Below are 24,529 nucleotides of genomic sequence, written 5' to 3' on the forward strand. Positions count from 1 at the left end.
TCACGTCCCATGAATTCGATGCCGTTCCCGAGGTCACCCGATTGGCCACCGGCGAGCGCGGCGGCCTGCCGGGCGTTCAGAGCGAGGCGGATGCCCCGCCGAGCCCGGATGAACTGCGTGACGATCAGGTGGATGGGCCGGAGCTCTCAGCACGTCTTGCCAAGACCTGGGGGACCGAGAAGGGCCTGATCGGCGCACTCTCGACAGTCGATCACAAGATCATCGGCCGCCGCTACATCATCACGGCCATCATTTTCCTCTTCCTCGGCGGCCTGTCGGCGGTGGCCATGCGCCTGCAACTGGCTCAGCCCGAGAGCAAGCTGATCAGCCCGGATCTCTACAATCAGCTCTTCACCATGCATGGCACGACGATGATGTTCCTCTTCGGCGTGCCGATCGGGGAGGCGTTTGCGGTCTATCTCGTGCCGCTCATGGTCGGGGCTCGCAACATCGCGTTTCCGCGCCTGAATGCCTTCTCCTATTATGTCTATCTGTTCGGCGGCATCATGATCTGGGTCGCCTTTATGTTGAACATCGGGCCCGATACAGGCTGGTTCTCGTACGTGCCTCTCGCCGGGCCGGAGTTCTCACCGGGCAAACGTGTCGACTTCTGGGCGCAGATGATCACGTTCACGGAGGTGGCCGGCATCGCGGTCGCGATCTCGGTGATCGTCACCGTTTTCAAGATGCGCGCTCCTGGGATGACACTCGACCGGATCCCGCTCTTCGTCTGGGCTGAACTGGTCAACTCCTTCGTGATTGTCTTTGCTCTGCCGGCCGTCGTCACCGCGTCTGCCATGCTGATCCTGGACAGACTGGTAGGCACTCACTTCTTCAATCCGGCGGAAGGCGGGGATGCGCTGCTTTACCAGCACCTGTTCTGGTTCTTCGGCCACCCGGAAGTCTACATCATCTTCCTGCCGGCTACCGGATGGGTGTCCGCAATCGTGGTCACCTTCGCAAGGCGCCAAGCCTTTGGCTACATCGCCCTCGTGCTCTCTCTCATCGCAACCGGCTTCCTGTCGTTCGGGCTTTGGGTGCATCACATGTTCACCACGGGCCTGCCGCAGTTGGGCGCCAGCTTCTTCACTGCGTCGAGTATGCTCATCGCGATCCCGAACGGCATTCAGATCTTCTGTTGGATCGCGACGCTTTGGGATGGGCGGCCCGTTTTCCGCACGCCGCTTCTCTTCGTGATCGGATTCTTCTTCATCTTCGTGGCGGGAGGCCTCTCGGGCATCATGCTCGCCTCCGTGCCGCTTGATACCCAGGTGCACGACACGTTCTTCGTCGTTGCCCATTTCCATTATGTGCTCATCGGCGGCAACGTGTTCCCGCTTCTCGGCGCAATCTATTATTGGTTCCCGAAATTTGCCGGCCGCATGATGAGCGAGCGGTTGGGCAAGTGGCATTTCTGGCTCGCCTTCATTGGGTTCAACGTGACGTTCTTCCCCATGCACATCACGGGCCTCATGGGCATGCCCCGGCGGGTCTACACCTATCTGCCGGAAATGGGCTGGGGAAGCCTCAACCTGATCTCGACCATTGGTGCGGTCCTGTTCTTCGCCAGCTTCGTCCTCTTCCTATACAATATCATCTCAAGCGCCCGTCGCGGCCCCGTCGCGGAACCCAATCCCTGGAATGCCGGAACCCTCGAATGGGCAGCGGCATCCCCGCCGCTGCCGCAAAACTTTGATCGCGTCCCCGTCGTCACGAACCGGGAACCGCTCTGGGCCAACCGTGACAGCTTGCCCGTGGTGGCGGGGCTGAGCGTCGAGAACCGCGAGCAGATCGTCTCCACGATCACCCATGGACGGGCAGATCTTCGCGAGTCCTCGCCTGAGCCGTCGATCTGGCCCTTCCTGACGGCAGTGGCGACGACAATCACCTTCGTTGGGTCGATCTTCACGCCTTGGGCCGTGGTCTGGGGCAGCATCCCGCTGGCTTTGGCCCTGATCGGATGGTTCTGGCCGAAGACCAGCACGGAGGACGAGCGATGACGGCAGGGTCCCCTGATCCTCAGGTGCCATCAGGTCTGCTTCCGCACCGGATCGTGCTGAACGCCCGGCAGATGCCGAGCTATTCCTACGGACCGCGCAGCCCTATCTGGTGGGGCACCCTAGGGTTCTGCGCCGTTGAGGGCATGGGCTTCGTTCTGGCCGTCGGCGCTTACTTCTATCTCGTCTTCGTCAATGGCACCTGGCCGCTCAGCGCACCGGCTCCGGACCTCTTCTGGTCGAGCCTGCATACGGTTCTCATGCTGGGCAGCCTCTATCCCAATTACCTCGCCAAGCGGAACGGCGAGCGGGAAGACCTCAGGAAGGTTCGCCGGGATCTCGTCATCATGAGTTTGATCGGCGTCGCTCTCCTGGGATTACGTACGATGGAGCTTGGGACCACGCACGTGAAGTGGGACCACAATGCTTATGGCTCCATCGTCTGGCTGCTCCTCGGGCTTCATACCGCGCATCTCCTGACCGACGTTGTCGACACCATCGTTCTTGCTGTCCTCATGTTCACGCGGCACGGCCACGGCAAGCGCTTCTCGGACGTGGGTGACAATGCGTTCTACTGGTACTTCGTCGTGGCCTCCTGGCTGCCGATCTACGTGATCATCTATTGGTTCCCGAGGTGGTGGTGAGATCATGGCGGCATGGCTCACAAGAGGCGTTCCATCTGCCGGTATCTACGCCGGGCCTGTCGCCTGGCTGATCGACACGCAATTCAACTACGCCGCCGTACCATGGGTCTGCGCCCATCAGGTGCCGCTCGTCCCCATCTTTGCTCTCATCATGGCAGCCTTAAGCCTCTTCGGCGGCTTTCTCTCTTGGCGCGGCTACGCCACCGCTCCACTGACGCCCCCGCCGGACTCGACAGGGGCTGGTCGGCCGCACCATTTCATGGCGCTGATCGGCATCGCCATTGCGGCCCTGTTCACAATCATCATCCTGCTTCACGGCATGGCGGGCCTCGTTTTCCATGGGTGCGAGCGATGAGGGCGGCGGCAATCCTTCTCGCACTCCTTGCCGCCAGTGAGGCGCAGGCTCATTCAGGCCATGTGCACTGGTTCGAAATCGGCACCACATGGACTTGGGATCCCTGGGTCGTCCTTCCTCTCGCGCTTTCTGGCGGCCTCTACCTGACGGGTCTTGCAAGGCTTTGGCGCCGGGCCGGGATCGGACGCGGCGTCAAGCTCTGGCAGGCGATCTGTTTCGCTTGCGGATGGGGGCTTCTCGTCTTCGCCCTGGTCACACCCCTTCACTGGCTCGGTGAGCGCCTGTTCGTCGCGCATATGATCGAGCATGAAATCCTCATGGCTCTGGCCGCCCCGCTCCTCGTCGTGGGCCGCCCCGTCGCCATGCTCTGGGCTCTCTCGGCGGCCATGCGACGCCGGGCCGGTGGCATCGGGCAGACACCCGCTGTCGCACGATCCTGGAATTGGCTCACTTATCCCCCCGTCGCAACCTTGGTGCACGGAGGCGCGCTCTGGATCTGGCACGCTCCCGCGTTCTATGAGGCAGCCCTGGCCGATCCCTGGATCCATTGGCTCCAGCATCTCAGCTTCTTCGTCACGGCTCTTCTGTTCTGGCGTGCTCTATTGCAGGGGCGCGAAGGGGAACGGGCTTATGGCGCGGCCATCTTTTACCTGTTCGTCACCTCGCTCCATACGGGCTTTCTGGGCATCCTGCTCGCCTTCTTTCGGCGGCCCATCTATCCGACCCAGACATCCCAGGCCGCCGAGTGGGGGCTGACGCCCCTGGAAGACCAGCAGCTTGCCGGCCTCTTCATGTGGATCCCGGCGGGACTCGTCTATGCCGGGGCGGCTCTCATTCTCGCTGGGCTCTGGATCGCCAGCTCAAGCTCCTCGCGGTTCAGGGGAGGGCATCATGCCACTGCAGCGCGGTAGAGCTCTTATTCCCGTAGCCGCCGTGCTGCTTTTGCGCTTGACCGGCATCGTCTTGGGTCTGAGAAGCGGGGGGCATGCCGGCCAGTCCAGGCCAGTCCTCCGGCACGACTTCGATCCCCGGGCGCACGTGGCAGATATTCGTATGCTTGGGCCAATCAGGCTGCGACGGAGATCGGTCGCCATCGCACTTGCTTTCGTCCTGCTTCTGGGGGTGGGGATCTATGCCGGCTATCAATTCAAGTTCATGCAGGACGCGCGAGCCCGCGCCATTGCGCTGACCGCCGGCGATCCGGATTTCGGCCGAGAACTCATGCAGCGCTATGGCTGTGCCGGCTGCCATACCATTCCTGGCGTTCCGCGGGCTCAGGGCAAGGTTGGCCCCACTCTCCAGGGTTTTGCAGCTCGCGTCTATATTGGTGGCGTCGCCACCAATTCTCCGGAGACCTTGATCCAGTGGATCGAGAACCCTCGTTCAATTGATCCGATGACCGCTATGCCGATTACAGGCATCTCCCGCGCTGAGGCCCGGCATGTCGCAGCCTATCTCTACACGCTGCGTTGACATCATCAGCAAATGCTGCCGGAGTACCACCGAGGCTGATTTGACGAGGTCGCCGTCCGGTCGTGCCCATGACAGCCGATGGCGATCTCGACCTGACAGGTTTCGAGGCCATGCTGACTGAGCGTGTCCGCATGCTGGCGATTACCTATGTGTCCAATGTCACAGGGACCATCTTCCCGATCAAGCACATGACCTGACTGGCTCATGCCCGTGGCGTCCCGGTGCTCGTGGATGGCGCCCAGGCCACGCCGCACATGCCTGTCGACGTGCGCGACATCGGCTGCGACTACTACGCGGGCTCCGAGCACAAGATGGGTGGCCCCTCCAGCGTGGGCTTTTTCTACGGTACCGCCTCTCGCCTGGAGCAGGCGCCCTCGGTAAGGGCCGCTTGATAGGACAGCGGCTAGGAACGAGACCGTGGCGCTCTCGTTGGCAGGAGGGCCCAAGGTGGACAATGCCATGGCTGCTCATATGCCGAAGCCGATTTCTCCGCAGACCCATCGCCGCATCGACATGCTGGTCTTCCCGACAACAGTTGCCCTGGTGGTGTGGATGTTCCGTCGGAACCGCCGGGCTGCGGCATTGATTGCGGCAGATGCAGCCATTCAGGGCAGTGCACTACTAAGCACGGACTATCCTCCTGCCTTCATTCCCGCGATGAGCTTTCGTGATCATCTGCGGTTCGCTAACCTCCACGCGGCCTGCTCGGCGGCGCTGACGCTTCTGATCCCGGGCATTCCGCCAAGGGACCGGCGCATTCTCCTGGGGCTGTCCCTGGCGCCCTTGCTTCTGAATGCAGCGAGCAGGGTCGAAGACTGTCAGGGTGTCCTGCATCGCAAGAGGGTGAGGGTGCTGATGAAAGCCCGGTTTCAGCGATCCGGGTTCATTGATCAGCGACACCGCGTCTGGTGAACGACATCAGAACCTCGGCCAGATCCGAAGGAGCCCGGCAATGGTGAACAGCCTGCGCAACAAGACCGTCGTGATTACCGGTGCCTCCAGCGGCATGGGACTGGCAGCGGCGCACGCCTTTGCACATCGTGGAGCGAACCTGGTCCTGGCGGCTCGCCGCGAGGAACCGCTCAGGCAAGCGGCCCGTGATTGTGAGGCGATGGGCGTGCGGGCCATCGCAGTGCCCGCAGATGTAACGGATCCGGCCCAGATGTGTGCGCTGGCGCAGGTCGCCGTTGATAGGCTCGGTGGCATCAATGTCTGGATCAACAACGCGGGCCTGAGCCTCTGGGGTCCGTTTGCCGGCATCTCGATTGAGGCGCAGAACCGGCTGGTCGAGGTCAATCTGATGGGAGTAATGAACGGCACGCACGCGGCTCTGCCACACATGCTGTCCAGAGGTGGGCAGGGAGTAATCATCAACATTGCCTCGATTGGTGGGCGCCTTCCCATACCGTTTGCGGCCGCCTACAGCGCGAGCAAGTTCGGGGTGAAGGGCTTCACCGAGGCGTTGCGCTACGAGCTTGCAGCAGAGAGCGACATCGAGGTCTGCGGCCTCTATCCCAGCTTCGTCGATACCCCGACCAACATTCACTCTGCCAACTACACCGGACGGGCGCTGCGTCCCGTGCCGCCTGTACTCAGTCCGGAGCGCCTGGCGGAGGCCATGGTGCGCTTGGCTCTGCGGCCCCGCCGCGCGCTCCACGTGGGCATCCATCACGCCCTGGCGGCGCCCTATGCTTTTGCGCCTGAGGAGACCGGACGGATCATGGGCCGTATAGCGCGCAAGTTCCTCCTGGAGGCCGGACCTCCTGCGGAGGCGTTCGACGGTACGCTGTTCGAGCCAGTCCGCGAGGGTATCGGCGTTCGCGGCGGGTGGGGTCTCCCCGAGCGCAGACGCACCAGGAATGTTAGTCTTGCCGCACTGGCCGGGATCGCCGGAGCCTCGGCGCTCCTGGCAGGAGTTTGGGGCCTCAGCCGGCAGGGGCGCAGGATGACGCCGGCGGGTGCCGCAACGAGGCACCCGCATGCCTCCTGATGACAACCGGGCGGAACGGCAGAACAAGGATCCCGTCCCGCAACTGGGCCAGAGCAGGCGGGGAGTGGATCCTGTGACCGACTGGATGGATGAGATGCGACGGCAGATCGGGCGAGGCCTCGACGCCCTCGGCCTTGAACCGCAGGAGAGGCCCTATCGCGTTGCGGCTGAGTTTCAGGGGGCCAGAGTGAGGGCCTATCAGGATCAAGGCGAGGGGCGAGGGCCTGTGCTCCTTGTGGTTCCCGCCCCGTTCAAGCGGGCCTACATCTGGGACCTCCTGCCTCCGGTGAGTGTATTGCGCCGATGCCTCGAACAAAACCTCCGGGTGTATCTGCTTGAATGGCTCACCCCCACGCAGCAGGAGGATGAGTTCGGCCTGGCCGAGTACGCCGATAGGCTGATCAGGGAGGCACATCGCGCCATTCACTCTGAGACAGGCTGCGGGGCTCCCATCCTGGCCGGACACTCCCTCGGCGGCACATTTGCAGCGATCTTTGCCAGCCTGCACCCTGCGCGTGTCGGCGGTTTGGTTCTCGTGGATGCGCCTCTGGCTTTTGGTGCTGACGGGGGACCGCTGGCGCGGGCTGTTGCGATGATCCCCCATGCCCGCATGATCCGCAGAATGGCAGGTAGTCCCATCCCGGGTTCCGTGATCAACGCGCTCAGTGTTGCAGCTGCACCGGATGCTTTTCAAGGGCAGCGCATCGCGGACCTCGCTGCGAGCTTGTCCGATCCGCAGGCCCTCGCGATCCACGGGCGCGTGGAACGCTGGACCTATGATGAGTTTTCGCTTCCGGGACGGCTCTTTGAGGAGACGCTTGAGCGTCTCTACCGGGAGGACCAGTTCCTTGATGGCACCCTCCAGGTTGGGGATCGGCAGGCCGGAGTTGCGAACCTGCGCTCGCCTGTCATAGCCGTGATCAATCCTGTGGGCCGCATCGTGCCGCCCCGCTCGCTGCTCAAGGGCCTGGGGGCTGCTCCGAACCTGTCCCTCCAGGTTCTCGAATACCAGGGTGACCGTGGGCCAATGCTGCAGCATGTTGGCCCCTTGGTAGCGCGTGCCGCGCACGAACAGCTCTGGCCGAAAATCCTGGATTGGGCCTGCAAGCTGTGAGGGGCTGCAGCTACAATGATGACAATGACCGCAGGGATCAGGACAAGGCAATCTGGTCATGGGGAACAACAATTCGTCTGCCACGTAGAGGGAGCAAACGAGGATTTCCGCGATGACCCAGGACAAGCAGCAGACGCAGTCGCAACCCGAGCCGAAATCCGACGACACGGAGCCTGGGAAGGCTGCTCCGGGAATGGCACAGGTCGGTAACCAGAAGGTGCCGCGTCCCGACAAGGTGAGCGACCGCTCGGTGCCGGACGACATCGACGAGTAATCGGCCCCTGCACGGCAGGAGGAGATATTGCTCACGGGCTTGGGACGATGGAGCCTTGCTCTCGGCCTGATGTTCAGCGTGGCCGCCTGTGATCATGGCGATGTTCCCGCTCTGCGAGAGCGGGCGCAGCAGGCCTGGAGTGAGGTACAGAGTCTCTACCGCCAGCGAGCCGACCAGGTGCTGCCGCTGGTCGAGGCCGTGCGAAGGCAGGCTCCCGCCGAGCGCGAGGTGCTCGACGAGGTCATGGCCGCTCGCGATGAGGTCGTGGCGATCCTGAACGCCGATGGGTTCATCGCCGAACCGGAGCGGTTCCGGCACTACGAGGAGGCACAGCGTCGCCTCACTGCCGCTCTCGGCATGTTGGACGAAGCCACTGAGCGCTATCCTGAACTGACCGGCGACACGCGTTTCGTGACGCAGCTGGCTGAGTTTCAGAGGTTGGAGGACCGGCTTGTGGTCGCGCGCAGCGACCTCATCAGCGCGGTGCGGGCTCACAACGAGGAGCTCCGCGGGTTCCCGGACAGCTGGATTGCAGCGATGCTCAATCCGGACGCGAAACCTCTGACCGCCTTCGCCCAGGCTCAGCTGGAGCGTCCGTCGACGCACTCACCGCCATAGGTCGCAACAGCCGCCTCGTGGCACTCACTCATCAGGGCCGTTTGGGGCATTTGGATCGGCGACGTCCACGAGGAACATGACAAAGCCTCCGTCGTCGTCCTCTTCATCTGCCGCGGAGTTCTCGAACTCGGCCCGTTCGTCGGCGGTGGCCTCGCGCAGGCTCATTGCCGCCTGCCCATCCCAGAGGGGACGGCCCTCGGACTGCAGGGCGGTGAGATCGTTCCGGAACTCCTTGTCCCCCAGCAGCTCCTCCGCGTCGGCGACGGTCGGGAGGTTCAGGACGGCGACAGGCCGACCGCCAATCTCCAAGGTGAACATCAAGCCCCTTCCTTGTCCGATCCCTGCGGCTCCGGCGGGATGACAGCGTCGAGCGGATTGGGCCTGCCGGCGGTCACCGGGTTCTCGCCGACCACCTCCTGGTAGTCGCGTGTCGAGCCGCCGCTGCCATAGCCGGCAGAGTCGCCGAAGTCGCGTCCGGACGGATCCGAGGTTGGTCCAAGGTTCGGAACGTCACCCCCGGTTTGTGCAGGCTCTTGTTGTTCCTCAGCAGGAGAGGGATTGGGGTTCGGGTCGTCTGGATCTGGCATCGGAAGCCTCCATAGCTTCGGGTGGTCAGGCCACTGGAATGGTTGCTAACCATGACCGCGGTTCTGCTTGCGGTTGTCCACGCCCTCGTTCGCCTGTCCCTGGCCCTGCGTCTTGGGAACGCCACCGCCGCCATCGCCATGATGCGGATGGTGGCCGGCGTCCTTGCTGTGGCCTTTCGGAACAGCCTCGTCGCTCCGGTCGGGCACGTGGCCCTTCTGCTTCTCGCTGCGGTTATTGTGGTTCCGAGTGGTCATGGTCTGCCTCTAGCTGCGCTTCTGGGTGACTTTCTCCGCACGCGATCCCGATGGCTGGCTCTTGATCCGCTTTGCCTTCTTCCACGACGGTCTCATGCGAGCTTTCTTGGCCATGGCAATTCCTTGTCTCTGCAGTGATCAACGAATGTTGAATGTGTCCTAGCTCCGGCCGCCGGTCATATCGCTCGGTGCCCGGCCGTCCGTCCCAGTCCCGGGATCCAGCGGCTTGGCTTCCGTGTTTCCGTCTCCGGTTTGATCCTCCTGCCGACGCTTGCTGTCTGCGCTCTTGTCCTGGGTCTTGTTGACCCCACCCTGATTGGCGCCTGCGTTCTGTGCCATCTGGCTGCTCCACGTTGCTGTGATCGGACTGAGCCAACTTCGATGGGATCGCGATGTTCCGCGTGCCGGCTTGCACTGAGCGGGAACAACTCCGGCGTGGGCTGCTTCTCCGGTGAACGCCTCACCTCACGGGACAATCTCATGCCCAAGCTCCAGAACAAGATTGCTGTGATCACAGGGTCTGACTCAGGCATGGGCCAAGCCATGGCCGAGGAGTTCGCCAGGGAGGGGGCTCATGTTGCCGTCACGTTCCATACCGATGAGGAAGGAGCCCAGGAGACCCGCAGGCGGGTGGAAGCCGCAGGGCGCCGCGCACTCGTCCTGCAAGTCGATGTGCGTGACGAGACCAGCGTGGCAGCCCTGTTCGAGGCGGTCGAGCGGGAACTCGGCACGCCGGACATCCTCGTCAACAATGCCGGCATGGGCTCTGACGGCTCGCCAGTCTCTGATACGAAGACAGAGGAATTCGACAAGGTGATCAAGACAGACCTTTATGGTCCGTTCTTCTGCTGTCGCGAGTTCATCCGCCGCCGCAAGGCTGCGGGCCCCGGTGGAAAGATCGTCAACATCACGTCCGTGCACGATACCATCCCAAGCCCGATGAATGCGGCGTATGGGGCCGCCAAGGGCGGTCTCCTGACCTTCACCCGCAGCCTTGCCCTCGAACTGGCGCCCGAGCGCATCAACGTAAACGCCATCGCTCCAGGGCTGATCAGGACGCCCATGACGATCCAGCGCACCGATGACCCGGACAAAAGACGGGAGGAGATGCCGAACATTCCTTGGAGCCGGCCGGGCGAACCATGGGAGATTGCCAAGCTGGCCCTTTATCTCGTCTCCGAAGATGCGGACTACGTGACCGGCCAGAGCTTCACCATCGATGGGGGCCTTGAGATGAACTGGGGGCAGGGCGCGTGAGACGGGAGGCGAGCCGTCACCGGCTGGAGAGGCGCCCATGACCCCGAACATCGCAGGCAAGGTTGTTGTCATCACTGGGGCCAGCAGCGGCATCGGCGAGGCCACGGCCCGGCTCTTGGCCGGCATGGGTGCGCAGGTGGTGCTCGGAGCACGGCGTCTGGAGCGGCTGGAGGCGGTTGCCGCCGAGATCCGGGCCGAAGGCGGCAGGGCTGAGATCGCCGCGACCGACGTGGCCCGGCGTGAGCAGGTGGAGGCGCTGGTCAGGACGGCCGAGACGGCCTTCGGACGGCTCGACGTCATGGTCAACAATGCAGGGCTTATGCCCCCTGTCCCGGCTCGACCAGACCAGGGTTGAGGACTGGGAGCGCATGATCGACATCAACCTGAAGGGCGTGCTCTATGGCATCGCGGCCGCGCTCCCAATCATGCAGCGCCAGCAGGGCGGCCACATCATCAACATCGCCTCGACTGCGGGTCTGCGGGTCCGGCCGACCATGGCCGTGTATTCCGCAACCAAGTTTGCCGTACGGGCGATTTCCGAAGGGCTGCGCCAGGAAGCGACCCCCTACAACATCCGCAGCACGATCATCTCGCCGGGCCCCACTGCCACGGACCTGCCCGGCAGCGTCACAGATGAGGCCGCAGCGGCGGCTACACGGGAGCAGCACGAGATGGCCATCCCGGCGTTGTCGGTGGCCCAGGCCATCGCCTTTGCGATCAGCCAGCCTGCGGAGGTGGACGTGAACGAGATCGTTCTGCGCCCGACGGCCATCTCGTGATTGCCGCTCCTGCAACGCCCACGCCGATCAGAACTGGTACGTCACGTTGGTCAGTTCCTCGGAGGCCGACCAGAGCCGTTCGGCCGCTTGTCGATCCAGGGCATGCGGTGCGATCTCGGCGTCAGTCGGGTAGCCGCGCATTTCCCGGAATCCATCCGGGCCATAGTAGCTCCCGCCCTTTGCCTCCAGCGATGTCGCCGCAAACAGCAGCGGCAAGGCGCCCTGAGCCGCGGACTGGCCGATGACCCCGAAGACAGCCTGTCCGAGAAACCGCTGGATCGGGCCGGCCCGGTCGCCGCGACGGGTGATGTCCGTGCTTGCCACCCCGGGATGCGCCGGGATGGACCGGACCGGCGAGCCGGCGGCGTTGAGCCTGCGGTCGAGCTCCAGGCCGAACATCAGCATGGCGAGCTTCGACTGCCCGTAGGCATCCATCGGTTTGTAGGAGCGCCCCAGCTGCAGATCGTCAAGGTGGAGCCGGGCCCGTCGGTGGGCGATGCTGGCGACTGGGACGATGCGCGAGGACGCGTCCCGCCGGACGTTCGGGAGCAGCAGCCCCGTTAGGGCGAAGTGGCCCAGGTAGTTGGTTGCAAGCTGGCGCTCGAAGCCATCGTCGGATTCCTCCCGCTGCGGGACGGCGGAGATGCCGGCGTTCAGGAGCAGGATGTCGATGGGGTGCCCCCCGTTGTGCCAGCGCGCGGCGAACTCCCGAACCGAGGTGAGGCTCGCAGTGTCCAGTTGGCGAAACTCCAGCCGGGCGCTGGCATGGACCTGCCGGATTGAGGCCATTGCCTGCTGCGCCTTGGTCTCGTCGCGGGCAGCAAGCACAACCCGGGCGCCCGCGCCGGCAAGCGCCAGCGCCGCTTCAAAGCCGAGGCCGCTGGTGGATCCGGTCACGACGGCAAGCCGCTCGGTCTGGGGTGGAATATCAGCTGCCGTCCACTTGCGAGTGGCCATGGTTGAGCCTGCCTTTCTCCAAGCCCCGTCAACGCGGCATGTGAGGCAGGTGTTCTCCGCGCGACGCGTCAAAGGCTAGATTGGTCCTGATCCAGTAGCTCGAAATGCGCGGATGTCCGAGGGTAGGCAGTCAGCGGACCTTTGAGAGACTACGTGTACTTCGTTGGATGACCCGTTTCGGACCTTCCGGTGTTTGGCCAGATGCTGGGATGACGCGGAATACCGTTGGCGCTGCATCCCATGGTGTCCCGTTATCGTGGCTCAGCTTTCAGGCTCAGGAAGGTTGGGTCGAACTCGGCGATCCCTTGCAGGCGTGGCCAATCCTTGATGACCACGGTGTCACCATGCCAGGTGATCACTTCTTCCTTCCGAAGTTCCTGGATAACCCGGTTCACGTGAACGGTTGAGAGGCCAAGGGTGTCGCCCAGCTCGGCCTGGGTCAGGGGGAGCTGAAAGCTATCATCTGTGGTCAATCCGACAGCCCGAAGACGTAGGAGAAGCTCGCAGAGCAGGTGAGCGGTATGCTCAAGGGCCGAGCGCCGCCCCATGCTCACGAGCCACTGACGGTGGATGGCAGCATCGACGGCAATGCTCACCCCCAGCAACCGGGTCAGATGGGGGTGGGTTTCGGTGATCTCGCGGAGTGCCTCGTGGGGAACCATGCCGATCGTGCAAGGCGTGACCGCCATGACGGCGTGGTCCATCACCTTCACCAGAAAGCTGTGGAGGTCCACGAAGTCGCCCGGCACGTGAAGGGCCGTGATCTGGCGTTTCCCATTGCGCAGGACGTTGTAGCGCGCAGCAAAGCCCGTGATGAGGAAGATACTCTCGGAGGGGCGGTCACCTTCTCGGACCAGTTCCTCCCCCTTTCCTATCGCTCTTTGCCTGACGACAGCTCTCTCAAGAACTTCTCGTTCCGAGTTTGAGAGATGATCGTACTGCTCAAGCTTACGGATAAAAGCGGCGCTCAGGACGGGCTCCTGCGAAGGACGGTTGCCAATACTCCTCAGCTTAGCGGACCACGCGCAGGAAGACGAGAGCGACTGACATGACCTTGTCCGCCAGGGATTTTCGAACCCAAGCCCCGGCTTCCTGGTGCCAACACCCTCATGCTCAGCCACCTACGAGGGTACCGCCGCTCGGGTCAGGCAACGGATAGGCTAAAGCCTGACGCTGCTGGGCTAGCCTAGCGGAACGAACCAATGAGACGTTCATATTCCGCCTCTGGCACGCCATAGCTGTCCCCGGCTGTTTCCTCCAGACCAAGGCGATCCAGAACGACGATATTGCCCCGATTGGTTTGGATGATCTCCCGCTCTTCGAGGATGTTGAGCGCCTCCGTCACACTGGCCCGGCGCACTCCCAGCATCAGCGCGATGAACTCGTGCGTGAGGGCCAGGTCATCCCCATCCATGCGGTCGTGGCACATCAGAAGCCAGCGGGCGAGACGCTCCTCGATCCTGTGGCTGCCGTTGGACAAAGCCGTGTGCGATGTCTGAATGGTAAAGGCCTGAACATACCGAAGCAGCAGGGAATGCAGCGAGGAACTCTGCCGGATCGCCTGCCGCAGGCGCTCCGTCTCGATCCTCAGCCCTGACCCTCCGATCTGCATGAAGGTCTCGTGCGGGGTGCTGTCGACCCCGAGAAGAACAGGGGTGCCCGCCAGACCATCACGCCCGGTGAGGCCGATCTCGATCCGGCGCCCGCCTGCGGTGTTCGCGATGATCGAGGTGATGCCTGCCTCAAGGAAGTAGACGTACTCAATCGGCTGGTTGGGCGTGATCAGCACATCACCCCGGTTGAGGGTCACAGGCTCAAGATGCGGCTTGAGGAGGTCAAAGTCCTCGGGGCACAGCTTCGCCAGCAGCCGATTGCGAACAGAGGACTGGGTCAGATCAGGCATGAGGGCAAGGAGTTCAGAGCAAGGCGAAGGTTGTGGTTCTGGCTGCCCAGGTGGTCAGCAGGAGCGGATATACAGGCGGATGGCGCCAGTTCAAGCAAGGAGGTCGGCGGCAGGCGGCGTGCGGCAAATGTGCGGTACCGTACATTTGCCGGCAACTTCGGCTCAGCTCTGACGTTGGGTGTTGGTGCAGAGCGGCTGATGATGGGGCAGCGTATGTCGATTACTGAAGATCGCGGCCCCCCTTTCGAGCCCTTTCCGTTCATCCGACCCGGTGAAGAGACTAGCCCAGTCCTCGGTCCTATGGCCCAGCGCCACATCGCTTCCAATCTGCGAACAATGTATAATGATCTCGTGCAGGAACCGCTTCCGGAGCAGTTCCTTGATCTCATCGCTCGACTGGATCAGGGCCACCCAGAGGGGGAATGAGGGGCAACCCTTCCCACCGGGAGCGGGCGCCGTGAGCGTCCGGAGCATACCTATCGCATTTCAGGAATACTTCTGTAGACGGCCGGCGCTCCCGTGCCGGACCGTCAATGCGCGGCCGCACTGAAGCACAGCAAAGCCATTCGGCCTAGTTGTTCAGCGGCAACCCGATGAGCCTGGCGTATTCAGCCTCTGGGAGGCCGTAACAGTCGCCCGCGATCTCTGCGAGCCGGGCACGGTCGAGAAGGTGGATGCGGCCACGGCTGGTTCTGACGATCTTCACGCCTTCCAGAACATGAAGGGCCTCCGTCACTCCTGAACGCCTGACCCCCAGCATCAGGGACAGGAACTCGTGCGTGAGGGGCAGGTCATCGCCGTCCAGACGGTCATGGCACATGAGGAGCCAGCGGGCGAGGCGCTCCTGAATGGCGTAGCGACCGTTCGCCAGGGCTGATTGAGCAGTCTGGATCATCAACACCTGCACCCAGCGCAGCAAGATAGCCTTGAGCGAGGGGCTGGCCTCCATGGCGGCCGAAAGGTCCTCGGCCCGCATCCGCAAGCCTGATCCAGCCACCTGAATGAAGGTCTGGTGAGGAGTGTGATCGACCGTGAGGAGGATGGGCTCGCCCGTCATTCCCTCGCGACCGATGTGCCCGACCTCCAGGCGCTCATTGTCAGGGCTGATGGCCACCACGGATGCCAGCCCCGCCTCCAGGAAGTGGACGTACTCAATGGGCTCGTTTGCCTCGACCAGCACCTGCTTCACGCCTAAGGTCACCGGCTCAAGGTGAGGCTTCAGACGAGCAAAGTCGTCCGGTGCCATGGCCCGGAGGAGCCGATTGCGAACAGTGGATGGAGAGGCGGTCATGGCTCTTCCCGTTCAGGGCAAGAGCACACGAGGTCTCCCAGTCACCGGCGCCCAGAGGAAACTGTGCTGGTGATGCGACCCGGTATGAGGCCGAACAGAGACGCCGCCAACAACATGGATCGGTTCTGTACGAATTCGACCAAGAAAGCGGACCGAAACCTCGCCTGACGCATTGGTCCAAGGCCAGCCTTCCTGTGCGGCATCGTGAGAGGCTCAACCGTGGCGAACCCCTGGACCATGAAGATGGAGCAGTTCACCCGTTTCTCGCATGAGGAGCGGCAGATGCTCGACAGGCTGATCTCGGAGCGGCAGCGGCAATACGCACCTGGCGAGGACATCCTCCGGGAAGGCGATCACTCGCCTGACTGCCACGTCGTGCTCTCAGGTCTGGCTTCGCGCTACAAGCTGCTGCCAAATGGCGAACGCCAGATCATGGCCTTTCTCGTGCCAGGCGACCTGTGCGATGCGGAAATCTTCATCCTCAAGGAAATGGACCATTCGGTTGCGGCGATGTCGCCAGCGAGGGTGGCTTTGATCTCTGGCGAGCAGATGAAGGAGTTGCTCAGCGGCCAGGGCCGCATTGCCCAAGCGCTCTGGTGGGGCACGCTCACCGACCTGGCGGTGCTGCGTGAGCGCGTCGTCGATCATGGCCGGCGGGATGCCTATGAACGCATAGCCCATCTCCTCTACGAAATGCTGGTGCGCTACCGCATGGTGGGGATGACCACGGATGAGACCCTGGAGTTTCCGATCACCCAGGCTGACCTTGCCGATGCGACGGGGCTCACTCCCATGCACGTCAGCCGCATGCTGGGTAAGCTGAGGGACGAGAATCTGATCAGCCTCAAGAACAAGACCCTGACGATTCTTGATCCCGAGCGCCTGAAGGAGATCGCAGGCTTCAACCCGAACTACCTCCATCTCGACCGGGCTCATGACCAGCGGGACAATGTCGCTGATCGTGCAGGCGATCTGGTCTGACGGCCTGCCGTGCCGATTGCGTAAGGTTACGGCTGATGCTCCCCACAGACCCCGGTCAGCCACGGAACCTGACAGCCGATGCCGAGCTCGCAGGGCTGACGAAGGGGCACGGGATCACCCAGGTGCTCACCCGCTCGCATCTTGCTGTTACCATCCGAGGCACTGATGGACTGGAAGCGATAGCCGAGGGCACTGAGGCGGACATCGTCTATGTCATCATCTCAGGCTACGGCGTCCTGCGTTGCCGGGACGGAGCCCGGATAGAGTTTACCGCAGGCGATGTGATGATGGTGCCTGCCGGCGCCTGGCACCAGTTCGAGGAGGTGAGCCCGAAGTTCAGGACGTGGAGGATCATGGTGGGAAAGCCCGCTGAAGGCGGAGCCGCAGAGAGTGAGCGGGCTTTGCCCCTGACCTGAGATGCCGTCCGAGCCTGCCAGGTGTGACACGATGACCTTTTGGTCGAAATCGTACATAACGGCCTTACTTCCGCTCTGTTCGGTATCGTACAAAGGATACTCTTTCCCCTGGGTGTCCGCAGGACCATGCTCACGCCCCAACCAAGGCGTAGCTGTGCCCAAGATGATTACGTTCCAAGCCATTCCCATTCTTATCGACGGCCATGACACGCAGGGTCAGCTTGTGCTGGCGGACGGCGAGTTGACGGCCGTGCTGGCCCGTCTGGACGGAGACGCTCATGATCCCAAGCTGAAGGGATGGTGGCACCTGGAGGCAGGCTTCGGCCGGTGCGACGCAGCCAAATCTCTGGTCGTGTTCAAGACGTTTGAAGAAGCGGGCCCATGGGTCCAAGCACGACTGGACAACGTCTACTCTTTGCGACAGGCAAACGGGTAAGAAATCGGATCGACTCAGGCTCGTCTGCGGGCAAGCTCAACATCGCCAGCCAAGGCACAGGGGTAAGCGCCATACCGAGCTTGTGTACCGGGTGGAACGGCAGCTTCTGGCACGCGCCAGTCGTTTGCCTTGCGGCTGCTTAAGCCTCAGGTCCGGACGTTGCATCCGTGATCCTCGATGAACTCTGAGGCGGCTCGTTGGGGAGCCGCCTCAGGCGTTTAGATCTCAACCTGTTCCGCAATCAGGAGGGCATCGTCGACATCGATCCCAAGATACCGAACAGTGCTCTCGATCTTGGTGTGGCCGAGCAGAAGCTGGACGGCTCGGAGGTTGCCGGTTCTCCGATAGATCATCGAGGCTTTGGTTCGCCGCAGGGAGTGAGTGCCGTAGGCCAAGGGATCGAGGCCTATGGCACCGAGCCAAGATCCCAGCAGGCGAGCGTACTTGTGCATCGGTGCGGCACTTGACCCCTCATTAGGCTCGCACGGCTGATCCCTTCCTCTGACGAGCCAAGTCACTGTGCTTTTACCGCTTTTCAGGTTTTGCCTGAGATCATGCTTGCTCGCCGATAGAGGGTCACACACCGTGCCGGTTCACATGCAGGAGTTCGATCTGCATGCCGCCAATCACAGAGCGAGACCGCACCTCCCTTACAATGGGTGATCAACGGCTTGCAGGATGAGGTGAACGGCCTTCCGGAACGAGCTTGGCGAGCGCTCCGAGCCGCACAATCACCAATCGAATTCGGTCCCGACTGCGAGCGGCGTCACAATCGTGCAGACCACACCACCAGGCTCAAACCTGATCTCCACCTTGCCGTCCAGCTCCTGTGCCAGGCTGCGCTCGATCAGCTTCGTCCCAAAGCCCCGCCGGCTCGGCTCCTGAACAGGCGGTCCCCCCATCTCCTCCCAGCACAGCTCCAAGGACGGCTTGTCCGCCTGGCCCGTCAGCCTCCACGCAATCAGTACCCGGCCCGTGTCATTCGACAGCGCGCCGTACTTCACCGCATTCGTCACCAGCTCCTGGAGCGCCATGGAAACCGCCAGCGCCACGCGTGGCGATAGCCTGATGTCAGCCCCTCGGATGTCGAAGCGACCATCGCCGTACCATCGGTAAGGCTCGATGGCCTGCTGGACGATCTCACGAAGGTGCGCGCCCTCCCAGTTCTCGCGCGTCAGCACATCGTGAGCCCGCGAGAGGGCAATCAGACGGGCTTCAATCGCCTCCCTGGCCGCCTCAGCCGATGGAGCATTGCGCAAGGTCTGGGTGGCGACGGACTGCACGGTCGCCAGCGTGTTCTTCACCCGGTGGTTCAGCTCGTTGATCAGAAGGCGCTGGTGGTCTTGCGCCAACCGACGGTCATGGATGTCGATGGAGACACCAAACCAGCGGGCGATGCTGCCAGTCTGGGGGTCACGATAGGGCTCCGCTCGGACCAGGAACCACCGATACTCCCCATCCTTCGAGCGGATGCGATGCTCGACCTCGAAGATGCCGCCCGTGCGCTTGGCTTCCTCGAATGCGGCCATCGTGGCGGCTTGGTCATCGGGATGCACGAAGTCTGCTGCGACCTGGGACGCATCCGTCGCAGTCGGAGCGGCGCCTGTGTAAAGAGACCATTGCCGGTTGAAGAACTCATGGCGTCCTTCAGCATCCGTGATCCAGATGATCTGCGGCACGGCGTTGGCCATAAGCTCCAGGCGCTCTTCGCTCTCGCGTAGATGCTGTCCGCTCTGCCGCTCTTCCGTGCGGTCCCGCAGGATCTTGAGATAGCCGAGCAACGCGCCATCCATGAAGGGCATGAGCATGCCGCTGGCCCAGAAGCGGGTCCCGTCCTGCCTCAGGTGCCAGCGCTCGTCGAGGGCGCGTCCCTCCGCAAGAGCCTTCTGCATCTCCATCTGCGGCACACCCGCTTCCCGATCCTCGGACGTGAAGATGAAGGCGCCATCCCGCCCCAGCACCTCACCCTCGTCCCAGCCGAGGATGTTCCGGGCTCCGCTGTTCCAGCTCGTGATGAGACCATCCAGGTCGAGCGTGATGATGGCGTAATCCGTCGCGCTCTCAAGAATGGCCCGGAGCCAGCCCTCACTGGCTCGCAGTGAGTTCCGGGTCTGCTTGAGTTCCCTGATGCGGGAACTGGCGCTTGCCAGCCTCTGGGCATGCTCCGAGGCGACCGAGGTGACGTCCTCTCGCACCTGCTGCGCAACGGAAGCCGCGGTGGCATCGCTTTCGGTCCGTAGCGCCTTCAGTTGAGCCCGCAGGGCCTGGTTTTCCTTCTCCAGGGTCTCAAGACGCTGAAGCAGGGCGTTCTGGTCCGACGACTCAGGACTTCTGTCGTGCATGGCCAGGCGCTCGGCGGGGGCTGCTCTGGGTATTCTCTTCCCGCACCAGCAGCCTGAGAGCCGCGCGGACCACCTCGCTTGCGCTCTGATACTGCCCCGTGGCCACCTGGGCTGCAACGAACTGTTCCAGCTCTGGGGTGATGGAAACATTCATGGTTCTGCGGACTGGCATAACCTGCCAGCTAGGGGGGAAGAGAAAGAGTGTCAAGCTGTGTCACACATGCCGCCCGGGCAGCCGGCGTGCGGCGCAGGGGACGGAATGTGACCGTCCTGGCCTGGATGAGCTGGAGAATAGGCGTCGTCGCGCGAACTCCCCAGCACGGCCGCCCCAGGCGAACGGAAACGAAGATGAGCCTAGATGATCGGCTGTCGTCTTTCCCCGTCTCCAAGGTTAGGACCGAGGAACAGGTAGTCCGGGGAAAATTCGCCCGCCTGCTGAAGGCGATCCCAGTCCAGAACCCGGATTTCATTGCCCTGCGTGACGATCAATCCCTCGGCACGAAGCTGCTGCAAGATGCGGTTCACATGGACCGTCGACAGCCCCATGGCATCCGCCACTTCGGACTGGGTCATCAGCCACTCGAAGCTTGCACCATCGGTCCTTCGACCGACCGCATTCAGCCTCACGCCCATCTCGCACAGGAGATGCGCCAAACGCTGATAGGCCGCGCGCCGCCCCAGGTTGGCGACCCACTCGCGGGTGATCGAGGCGTCGATCAGCGTCTCCTGCCAGAGCGCCTGCGCCAGGCGCGGGTGGCCCTCCATGATCCGGCGCAGGATCTGGTGTGGGATGACGCCCACCTTTGCCGGGGTCAGGGTTCCGACGCTGTGGTCCATGCGCCCCATCAGCAGGCCACAGAGGTCGACGAGATCGCCTGCGATCTGGAAGCCGGTGATCTGCCGCTTGCCCTCGCGCAGGAGCTTGTAGCGGCACAGCATGCCTTCCAGGATGACATGGCAGTCAGTGGGCTGCTCCCCCTCCCGGATCAGATCCTCATCTGGGCGCAGATCTCGGGTACGGGCAACAGCCTCGATCAGCACCTGCTTCTCCTCGCTGGAGAGTGGAGCAATGTGTTCGAGCTTGCGGATCAGGGATTGAGGCATCGGGTCTCACCTCCGGCGGGGATGCCGGCTTCTTGTTCTGGCCTTCAAAGGCGAGGATGGAGGGTTATTACGGCAGAGGGTGCGGGACGCGCTCTGAGATCGAGGGCACCACCTGGGCGACAGCCGCGAGAAGATCGGCGCGGGCGGTGGGCTTCTCCAGCCATGGGAGCCCGCGGAACTCCGCTGGGAGATCGTCTCCGTGGGGATAGCCGGAATAGATGATGACGGGCACGTTTCGGGCGAGGAGCGCCCTGGCAAGCTCAGTGCAGGGGCCATCCTTGAGCTTGTAGTCGACAATGGCGAACTCGGGCGTATGGTCCTCCACCCAAGCGAGAGCGTCCCGGCAAGAGGGGAACGGTCCCGCCACGGCAACGCCTGCATCTTCCAGGGTGGCTTCGAGCGCCATGCCAATCAGAGCCTGATCTTCGGCCACAAGGCAGCAGAACTGGGATTGGGTAAACATCGTCACGGATTACCGGTCAGGGTCGGAGTATTGATAAGAGGACTTCTTCAGGTCCGAGTTCTTAACCGATGATGCCGTTGAGCGGGTGAAGGGTCCGAAACCGGACATTGCCTGCACTGCTGAGCTTCTTCAGCGGCTTCTCCATCGGGACGTTTCGTCGCCCAAGCGGGCTGTTACCCTTCCTTTGGCCCAATCAGACCCCATGTTCTGAGGATCGCCTGCCGATTTATTCGGGCGCAGGCGGCTGAGAGACACGACCGTGCTCCCGCCCCAGTATGGGAGCAGAGCATGTCTCAGCCTCAACAATCTGCTGTTCGCAATCGCCTGCTCAAGGCGCTCTCGCCCGACGACTTCGCCCTGCTTCAGCCTCATCTTGAGCCGATGGACCTCACCCTGCGCCAGATGGTGATCGAGGCCGGTGAGCCGATCCAGCACGCCCACTTCGTCGAGGAAGGTATTCTCTCACTCCTTGCGAAGATGCCCCATGACCGGATTGAGATCGGAATGGCGGGTCGCGAGGGTATGACCAATGTTGCGGCTGCCTTCGGAGCGGAGCGCAGCCCGCACGCGATGATGTGTCAGGCCGATGGACAAGGCTTGCGGATCAGCGCGGATGCTCTGCGATCAGCCGTGCAGCAGAGCCCGTCGTTGTCTGGTCTGCTTGGGCGCTATTTGTACTACCTGACGATCCAGACCGGCCAAACCGCCTTCGCCAACGCCAGCCTGAACGTGGAGGCGCGGTTGGCCCGCTGGGTGCTGATGACCCATGATCGCACCGATGGCTTTGAACTGAGCCTGACGCACGATTTCCTCGCCACCATGCTCGGTGTGCGCCGTCCTGGGGTGACAACGGCCACCCATGTGCTGGAAGGAGCCGGGATGATCCGCACGGAGCGCGGGCGCATTATCGTGCTCAACCGAGAGAAGTTGGAAGAGTTGGCAGATGATGCCTACGGCATGGCCGAAGCCGAGTATGAGCGCCTGATCCAGCAGGCGTAACAATGCCCCGCTACTTCTTCAACGTCAGACGCAGCGGAGTGCTCATCCGCGATCCTGAGGGCGATGACCTGCCCGATGAGGCGGCAGCGCGCCGGCTTGGATTGGAGATCGTGCAGGACATGCTGCGGCTGCCCCATGTCTACGGCGAGATGCGCGAGTGGCAAAGGGATGAGTTCGTCATCACTGACGAGACCGGCGCGACGGTGCTGATCCTGCCGTTTTTAGGAAGCGACAGCGAGAGCTGAACGCAGCAGCCGCGGAGTCCTTGAGGGGTTGGCTGGAATGCCTTTCGCAATCATACCTGTGAGGTCGGGATGTCGCTACATGCCACGCCTGAGACCTAAGCTCGAAGGCAGCAATCCTCATCGCACCGGACGTTCCGGAAACGCAGGGGATCTCCGTTCCGGATCCTGAACAGATCTTCCACTTGGCACCCACTTCGGATCATCTGGTGGTTGGCTCAGTGCTGGGATCCCTCGGCATGCCGTTGGCGCCACCGTCTTACCTACGTGCAAAAAAAGCTCCCCGCTGGCTGGGAAGCCAGGAGGGAGCAGGGTCCAGAGCCAGAGGGAGGATGCACTGGAGGAACACTCCGAAGCCTATGCCTCTGCGCCCAATGCCTCATCACCTAAGTTAAACGTGACAGGAGATACTGACCACATCGGTGCTCTTGAACCTGCGGCCGACGTGAAAACTCCCCCGCCGGGGCAACCGACGAGGGAGTTCTCTCGATCCAGGACTTCACCGGTCTTGGAGGCGGATTGATGCCAATGGCCAGAAAGAACCAATCTGCAATCATAAGAATGCGCTCTTCGCAGGAGCATGGCTTTCACACAGGTGAAACGTGGCGGCAGTCTCCAACCGGATCGTCTCGTCGGAATTAAGCTTTCAACTCCGGGCTCCGGGCAGGGGCAACTTTCCGCGCGTGGCGCTCTTCCAGATCTGCCAGCGCCTCAAGGTGCTTGGCGACGCCAAGAAGCTGATGCTTGATGTCGTCCGGCGACATCCAGTTGGCCATGGCACGCGCTTCCTGTGCCTGCCGACGATAATCGGTAGCCCTGTCCTGTCGAGCGATGTACAACAACCCGCCCTCCTTTGCCTGCGAGGCGTATCAACTATCGGCAACCAGCTTTGTTCGCGGTTTCGTACAGGCCCTGGTTCGTGACTGGCTCACCTCCTGATGCGGCGACAGAGTCTTCCGGATACGTTCGAACGCACCTCCATCGGGCTCCAGAAGGCGTCGTCCGTGAGCCTCGCAGCCATCAGGCGCATCTGCTACCGGGCCGAGACCGGAGGGTACGTGCCGGGCAGCAGACGCTCAAACAGACGTCGGATCTTGCCGTAGCACTCGCACGCCGTTTCTTCGAGACCAGCGCGGTCAGTCACCGTGATGCTGCCTCTGGACTGCTGGATCAGCCCCGCCGTCTGGAGCGTCCTCGTCACAACACTCACGCTGGAGCGTTGCACCCCCAGCATCTCGGCCAGGAACTCGTGGGTCAGTGGCAGGGTATCCCCGTCGGCCCGGTCGTGCAGTTTGAGGATCCAGCAGCAGCAACGGGCTTCGACCGGATGAACAGCGTTGCAGGAGACGGTCTGGAACGTCTGGGCGAGAAAGGCCTCGCCGTAACGCATGATCAACTGCCGAACGGCGGGGCGGGCGTTCCTCACCTCGTTCAGGCGCTCGAAGGTGATGCGTGAGGCGGTGCCGGACATTTGCACGATGTAGCGGCCGAAGGCTTCCCGGGTCACCAGAGCGCTCAGAAGGCCGACAACACCCTCTCGCCCGAACACGGCGACCTCGGTGGTGCCGCCATCTTCCATGACATTGACCAGCGAGATGATCGCGTCATGGAGAAAGTAGGCGTGGCTGATGAACTCGCCGGCGTCATAGAGGATTTGACCCCGCGTCAGTTCGACGAGCTCAAGATGCGGCTCGAGAGCCGCAAAGTCCTCAGGCTCCAGCGCAGCCAGGAGCCGGTTCGTGCGATGGTCCACTTTCACAGGCTTTGCCATGGTGATCGGAACCCTTCACCCATACAACGCAGACAGGTACGAGTTGTCACAGTGTGTTGGTAAGGTATCCGACAGACAAGTGGAGCTGGCCTGCATACAAAGGCTACACCGATACCATTTTGCCCCTACGGATCGGACCTTAGCGCCCCTTGAAAGAGGAGGCGCTATCTTTTTGCCCGGGCAAGACAGACACTCAATATGAACAAAGTTTCAGGTGCATCAGTCCTGCTCCTGCGCCAGCACTGTGTTGCAGATCGTATCCGAAATTCCACTCGGAGGCC

31 protein-coding genes and 3 pseudogenes are annotated in these 24,529 nt (G+C 62.6%); 19 read left to right on the forward strand and 15 right to left on the reverse strand.

What is annotated here, in order from left to right:
• Positions 1-65 precede the first annotated feature (65 nt).
• The 11 genes and pseudogenes from ctaD (at position 66) to GR328_RS13105 (ending at position 8,465) form a co-directional block, all read left to right on the forward strand.
• Entirely contained in the window at positions 66-2,000 is a 1,935-nt protein-coding gene (ctaD, locus tag GR328_RS13060) for a cytochrome c oxidase subunit I (protein WP_160885121.1), read from the forward strand.
• Positions 1,997-2,641: a cytochrome c oxidase subunit 3 gene (locus GR328_RS13065; RefSeq protein ID WP_160884968.1), complete on the forward strand. Its 645-nt coding sequence runs from the start codon at positions 1,997-1,999 to the stop codon at positions 2,639-2,641. The genes ctaD and GR328_RS13065 overlap by 4 nt, the downstream gene beginning before the upstream one ends.
• A gap of 4 nt (positions 2,642-2,645) precedes the next feature.
• Complete coding sequence (locus GR328_RS13070) at positions 2,646-2,996, forward strand: hypothetical protein (protein ID WP_160884969.1); 351 nt, start codon at positions 2,646-2,648, stop codon at positions 2,994-2,996.
• The gene (locus tag GR328_RS13075; RefSeq protein ID WP_160884970.1) at positions 2,993-3,907 is read left to right on the forward strand and encodes a cytochrome c oxidase assembly protein; all 915 of its coding nucleotides are present in this window, start codon (positions 2,993-2,995) and stop codon (positions 3,905-3,907) included. The genes GR328_RS13070 and GR328_RS13075 overlap by 4 nt, the downstream gene beginning before the upstream one ends.
• Positions 3,888-4,469, forward strand: a complete 582-nt coding sequence (locus tag GR328_RS28245) for a c-type cytochrome (protein ID WP_343039379.1) — start codon at positions 3,888-3,890, stop codon at positions 4,467-4,469. The genes GR328_RS13075 and GR328_RS28245 overlap by 20 nt, the downstream gene beginning before the upstream one ends.
• Before the next feature lie 68 nt (positions 4,470-4,537).
• Positions 4,538-4,861, forward strand: a pseudogene (locus GR328_RS27370) (aminotransferase class V-fold PLP-dependent enzyme).
• Between the two features lie 55 nt (positions 4,862-4,916).
• A complete protein-coding gene (locus GR328_RS26670) occupies positions 4,917-5,381 on the forward strand; it encodes a hypothetical protein (protein ID WP_170304122.1) in 465 nt (154 codons plus the stop codon).
• Between the two features lie 40 nt (positions 5,382-5,421).
• Entirely contained in the window at positions 5,422-6,459 is a 1,038-nt protein-coding gene (locus GR328_RS13090) for an SDR family oxidoreductase (protein WP_160884971.1), read from the forward strand.
• Positions 6,449-7,573 (forward strand): alpha/beta fold hydrolase, encoded by a 1,125-nt coding sequence (locus tag GR328_RS13095; protein WP_246215851.1) that lies wholly within the window; start codon positions 6,449-6,451, stop codon positions 7,571-7,573. The genes GR328_RS13090 and GR328_RS13095 overlap by 11 nt, the downstream gene beginning before the upstream one ends.
• 112 nt (positions 7,574-7,685) lie before the next feature.
• The gene (locus GR328_RS13100; protein ID WP_160884972.1) at positions 7,686-7,847 is read left to right on the forward strand and encodes a hypothetical protein; all 162 of its coding nucleotides are present in this window, start codon (positions 7,686-7,688) and stop codon (positions 7,845-7,847) included.
• Between the two features lie 27 nt (positions 7,848-7,874).
• Complete coding sequence (locus GR328_RS13105; protein WP_160884973.1) at positions 7,875-8,465, forward strand: LemA family protein; 591 nt, start codon at positions 7,875-7,877, stop codon at positions 8,463-8,465.
• A gap of 24 nt (positions 8,466-8,489) precedes the next feature.
• Here the strand turns inward: GR328_RS13105 and GR328_RS13110 are convergent, their stop codons facing one another.
• From GR328_RS13110 to GR328_RS13120, 4 genes are all read right to left on the reverse strand, one after another.
• Entirely contained in the window at positions 8,490-8,783 is a 294-nt protein-coding gene (locus tag GR328_RS13110; RefSeq protein WP_160884974.1) for a hypothetical protein, read from the reverse strand.
• Positions 8,783-9,052 carry a hypothetical protein gene (locus tag GR328_RS26675; RefSeq protein ID WP_170304123.1) on the reverse strand — a complete coding sequence of 90 codons (270 nt, stop codon included), beginning with the start codon at positions 9,050-9,052 and terminating at the stop codon, positions 8,783-8,785. Before GR328_RS26675 ends, GR328_RS13110 begins: the two co-directional genes overlap by 1 nt.
• Before the next feature lie 45 nt (positions 9,053-9,097).
• On the reverse strand, positions 9,098-9,307 hold the full coding sequence (locus GR328_RS13115; protein ID WP_134498986.1) for a hypothetical protein: 210 nt from the start codon (positions 9,305-9,307) through the stop codon (positions 9,098-9,100).
• A 159-nt stretch (positions 9,308-9,466) separates the two neighbouring features.
• A complete protein-coding gene (locus tag GR328_RS13120; RefSeq protein ID WP_160884975.1) occupies positions 9,467-9,646 on the reverse strand; it encodes a hypothetical protein in 180 nt (59 codons plus the stop codon).
• A 141-nt stretch (positions 9,647-9,787) separates the two neighbouring features.
• Here GR328_RS13120 and GR328_RS13125 point away from each other — a divergent pair, with 141 nt between their 5' ends.
• On the forward strand, positions 9,788-10,564 hold the full coding sequence (locus GR328_RS13125) for an SDR family oxidoreductase (protein WP_160884976.1): 777 nt from the start codon (positions 9,788-9,790) through the stop codon (positions 10,562-10,564).
• 37 nt (positions 10,565-10,601) lie between these two features.
• A pseudogene (locus tag GR328_RS13130) lies at positions 10,602-11,343 on the forward strand (SDR family oxidoreductase).
• A gap of 27 nt (positions 11,344-11,370) precedes the next feature.
• Here the strand turns inward: GR328_RS13130 and GR328_RS13135 are convergent.
• The 3 genes from GR328_RS13135 to GR328_RS13145 form a co-directional block, all read right to left on the reverse strand.
• Complete coding sequence (locus GR328_RS13135) at positions 11,371-12,300, reverse strand: oxidoreductase (protein ID WP_160884977.1); 930 nt, start codon at positions 12,298-12,300, stop codon at positions 11,371-11,373.
• A 251-nt stretch (positions 12,301-12,551) separates the two neighbouring features.
• Entirely contained in the window at positions 12,552-13,421 is an 870-nt protein-coding gene (locus tag GR328_RS13140; protein WP_343039380.1) for a Crp/Fnr family transcriptional regulator, read from the reverse strand.
• 65 nt (positions 13,422-13,486) lie between these two features.
• Positions 13,487-14,203, reverse strand: a complete 717-nt coding sequence (locus GR328_RS13145) for a Crp/Fnr family transcriptional regulator (protein WP_160884978.1) — start codon at positions 14,201-14,203, stop codon at positions 13,487-13,489.
• Positions 14,204-14,503: 300 nt separating this feature from the next.
• Here GR328_RS13145 and GR328_RS28565 point away from each other — a divergent pair, with 300 nt between their 5' ends.
• Positions 14,504-14,629, forward strand: a complete 126-nt coding sequence (locus tag GR328_RS28565; protein ID WP_160885125.1) for a NepR family anti-sigma factor — start codon at positions 14,504-14,506, stop codon at positions 14,627-14,629.
• A 145-nt stretch (positions 14,630-14,774) separates the two neighbouring features.
• On the opposite strand, the gene GR328_RS13155 is transcribed toward GR328_RS28565, so the two are convergent.
• Complete coding sequence (locus GR328_RS13155) at positions 14,775-15,494, reverse strand: Crp/Fnr family transcriptional regulator (RefSeq protein WP_160884979.1); 720 nt, start codon at positions 15,492-15,494, stop codon at positions 14,775-14,777.
• A gap of 219 nt (positions 15,495-15,713) precedes the next feature.
• Here GR328_RS13155 and GR328_RS13160 point away from each other — a divergent pair, with 219 nt between their 5' ends.
• The 3 genes from GR328_RS13160 (at position 15,714) to GR328_RS13170 (ending at position 17,327) form a co-directional block, all read left to right on the forward strand.
• A complete protein-coding gene (locus tag GR328_RS13160) occupies positions 15,714-16,475 on the forward strand; it encodes a helix-turn-helix domain-containing protein (RefSeq protein WP_160884980.1) in 762 nt (253 codons plus the stop codon).
• A gap of 35 nt (positions 16,476-16,510) precedes the next feature.
• Positions 16,511-16,891 (forward strand): cupin domain-containing protein, encoded by a 381-nt coding sequence (locus GR328_RS13165; RefSeq protein WP_160884981.1) that lies wholly within the window; start codon positions 16,511-16,513, stop codon positions 16,889-16,891.
• Between the two features lie 154 nt (positions 16,892-17,045).
• The gene (locus GR328_RS13170; RefSeq protein WP_205789964.1) at positions 17,046-17,327 is read left to right on the forward strand and encodes a hypothetical protein; all 282 of its coding nucleotides are present in this window, start codon (positions 17,046-17,048) and stop codon (positions 17,325-17,327) included.
• Positions 17,328-17,545: 218 nt separating this feature from the next.
• On the opposite strand, the pseudogene GR328_RS13175 reads toward GR328_RS13170, so the two are convergent.
• The 5 genes and pseudogenes from GR328_RS13175 to GR328_RS13195 form a co-directional block, all read right to left on the reverse strand.
• Positions 17,546-17,773, reverse strand: a pseudogene (locus tag GR328_RS13175) (tyrosine-type recombinase/integrase); the annotation flags it as partial.
• A gap of 285 nt (positions 17,774-18,058) precedes the next feature.
• Positions 18,059-19,669 (reverse strand): sensor histidine kinase, encoded by a 1,611-nt coding sequence (locus GR328_RS13180; RefSeq protein ID WP_160884983.1) that lies wholly within the window; start codon positions 19,667-19,669, stop codon positions 18,059-18,061.
• Positions 19,650-19,841: a type II toxin-antitoxin system ParD family antitoxin gene (locus GR328_RS13185; RefSeq protein ID WP_205789966.1), complete on the reverse strand. Its 192-nt coding sequence runs from the start codon at positions 19,839-19,841 to the stop codon at positions 19,650-19,652. The genes GR328_RS13180 and GR328_RS13185 overlap by 20 nt, the downstream gene beginning before the upstream one ends.
• A 182-nt stretch (positions 19,842-20,023) precedes the next feature.
• A complete protein-coding gene (locus GR328_RS13190) occupies positions 20,024-20,773 on the reverse strand; it encodes a Crp/Fnr family transcriptional regulator (protein ID WP_160884985.1) in 750 nt (249 codons plus the stop codon).
• A 67-nt stretch (positions 20,774-20,840) separates the two neighbouring features.
• Positions 20,841-21,236 (reverse strand): response regulator, encoded by a 396-nt coding sequence (locus GR328_RS13195; protein ID WP_160884986.1) that lies wholly within the window; start codon positions 21,234-21,236, stop codon positions 20,841-20,843.
• Positions 21,237-21,524: 288 nt separating this feature from the next.
• Between GR328_RS13195 and GR328_RS13200 the strand changes: the two genes are divergently transcribed.
• Positions 21,525-22,235, forward strand: coding sequence for a Crp/Fnr family transcriptional regulator (locus GR328_RS13200; RefSeq protein WP_160884987.1), 711 nt, complete (start codon positions 21,525-21,527; stop codon positions 22,233-22,235).
• Positions 22,236-22,237: 2 nt separating this feature from the next.
• Positions 22,238-22,480: a DUF6894 family protein gene (locus GR328_RS13205; protein ID WP_160884988.1), complete on the forward strand. Its 243-nt coding sequence runs from the start codon at positions 22,238-22,240 to the stop codon at positions 22,478-22,480.
• Positions 22,481-23,115: 635 nt separating this feature from the next.
• Here the strand turns inward: GR328_RS13205 and GR328_RS13210 are convergent.
• Both GR328_RS13210 and GR328_RS13215 read right to left on the reverse strand, forming a co-directional pair.
• A complete protein-coding gene (locus GR328_RS13210; protein WP_160884989.1) occupies positions 23,116-23,319 on the reverse strand; it encodes a hypothetical protein in 204 nt (67 codons plus the stop codon).
• Positions 23,320-23,510: 191 nt separating this feature from the next.
• Complete coding sequence (locus tag GR328_RS13215; RefSeq protein ID WP_160884990.1) at positions 23,511-24,248, reverse strand: Crp/Fnr family transcriptional regulator; 738 nt, start codon at positions 24,246-24,248, stop codon at positions 23,511-23,513.
• Positions 24,249-24,529 lie beyond the last annotated feature (281 nt).

Origin of the sequence: Microvirga makkahensis (assembly GCF_009830105.1) — a bacterium.
In the GTDB taxonomy this organism is placed as follows: domain Bacteria; phylum Pseudomonadota; class Alphaproteobacteria; order Rhizobiales; family Beijerinckiaceae; genus Microvirga; species Microvirga makkahensis.

Excerpts from the sequence above, each read along its gene's own strand:
- GR328_RS13065 (WP_160884968.1), top strand. The coding sequence starts at position 1,997 with ATGACGGCAGGGTCCCCTGATCCTCAGGTGCCATCAGGTCTGCTTCCG.
- GR328_RS13185 (WP_205789966.1), bottom strand. The coding sequence starts at position 19,841 with ATGCCAGTCCGCAGAACCATGAATGTTTCCATCACCCCAGAGCTGGAA.
- GR328_RS13075 (WP_160884970.1), top strand. The coding sequence starts at position 2,993 with ATGAGGGCGGCGGCAATCCTTCTCGCACTCCTTGCCGCCAGTGAGGCG.
- GR328_RS13135 (WP_160884977.1), bottom strand. The coding sequence starts at position 12,300 with ATGGCCACTCGCAAGTGGACGGCAGCTGATATTCCACCCCAGACCGAG.
- GR328_RS26675 (WP_170304123.1), bottom strand. The coding sequence starts at position 9,052 with ATGCCAGATCCAGACGACCCGAACCCCAATCCCTCTCCTGCTGAGGAA.
- GR328_RS13095 (WP_246215851.1), top strand. The coding sequence starts at position 6,449 with ATGCCTCCTGATGACAACCGGGCGGAACGGCAGAACAAGGATCCCGTC.
- GR328_RS13070 (WP_160884969.1), top strand. The coding sequence starts at position 2,646 with ATGGCGGCATGGCTCACAAGAGGCGTTCCATCTGCCGGTATCTACGCC.
- GR328_RS13115 (WP_134498986.1), bottom strand. The coding sequence starts at position 9,307 with ATGACCACTCGGAACCACAATAACCGCAGCGAGAAGCAGAAGGGCCAC.
- GR328_RS13100 (WP_160884972.1), top strand. The coding sequence starts at position 7,686 with ATGACCCAGGACAAGCAGCAGACGCAGTCGCAACCCGAGCCGAAATCC.
- GR328_RS13200 (WP_160884987.1), top strand. The coding sequence starts at position 21,525 with ATGTCTCAGCCTCAACAATCTGCTGTTCGCAATCGCCTGCTCAAGGCG.
- GR328_RS13090 (WP_160884971.1), top strand. The coding sequence starts at position 5,422 with ATGGTGAACAGCCTGCGCAACAAGACCGTCGTGATTACCGGTGCCTCC.
- GR328_RS13155 (WP_160884979.1), bottom strand. The coding sequence starts at position 15,494 with ATGACCGCCTCTCCATCCACTGTTCGCAATCGGCTCCTCCGGGCCATG.
- GR328_RS13125 (WP_160884976.1), top strand. The coding sequence starts at position 9,788 with ATGCCCAAGCTCCAGAACAAGATTGCTGTGATCACAGGGTCTGACTCA.
- GR328_RS28565 (WP_160885125.1), top strand. The coding sequence starts at position 14,504 with ATGGCCCAGCGCCACATCGCTTCCAATCTGCGAACAATGTATAATGAT.
- GR328_RS13165 (WP_160884981.1), top strand. The coding sequence starts at position 16,511 with ATGCTCCCCACAGACCCCGGTCAGCCACGGAACCTGACAGCCGATGCC.
- GR328_RS13180 (WP_160884983.1), bottom strand. The coding sequence starts at position 19,669 with ATGCACGACAGAAGTCCTGAGTCGTCGGACCAGAACGCCCTGCTTCAG.
- GR328_RS13215 (WP_160884990.1), bottom strand. The coding sequence starts at position 24,248 with ATGGCAAAGCCTGTGAAAGTGGACCATCGCACGAACCGGCTCCTGGCT.
- GR328_RS13195 (WP_160884986.1), bottom strand. The coding sequence starts at position 21,236 with ATGTTTACCCAATCCCAGTTCTGCTGCCTTGTGGCCGAAGATCAGGCT.
- GR328_RS13145 (WP_160884978.1), bottom strand. The coding sequence starts at position 14,203 with ATGCCTGATCTGACCCAGTCCTCTGTTCGCAATCGGCTGCTGGCGAAG.
- GR328_RS13120 (WP_160884975.1), bottom strand. The coding sequence starts at position 9,646 with ATGGCACAGAACGCAGGCGCCAATCAGGGTGGGGTCAACAAGACCCAG.
- GR328_RS28245 (WP_343039379.1), top strand. The coding sequence starts at position 3,888 with ATGCCACTGCAGCGCGGTAGAGCTCTTATTCCCGTAGCCGCCGTGCTG.
- GR328_RS13190 (WP_160884985.1), bottom strand. The coding sequence starts at position 20,773 with ATGCCTCAATCCCTGATCCGCAAGCTCGAACACATTGCTCCACTCTCC.
- GR328_RS13205 (WP_160884988.1), top strand. The coding sequence starts at position 22,238 with ATGCCCCGCTACTTCTTCAACGTCAGACGCAGCGGAGTGCTCATCCGC.
- GR328_RS13110 (WP_160884974.1), bottom strand. The coding sequence starts at position 8,783 with ATGTTCACCTTGGAGATTGGCGGTCGGCCTGTCGCCGTCCTGAACCTC.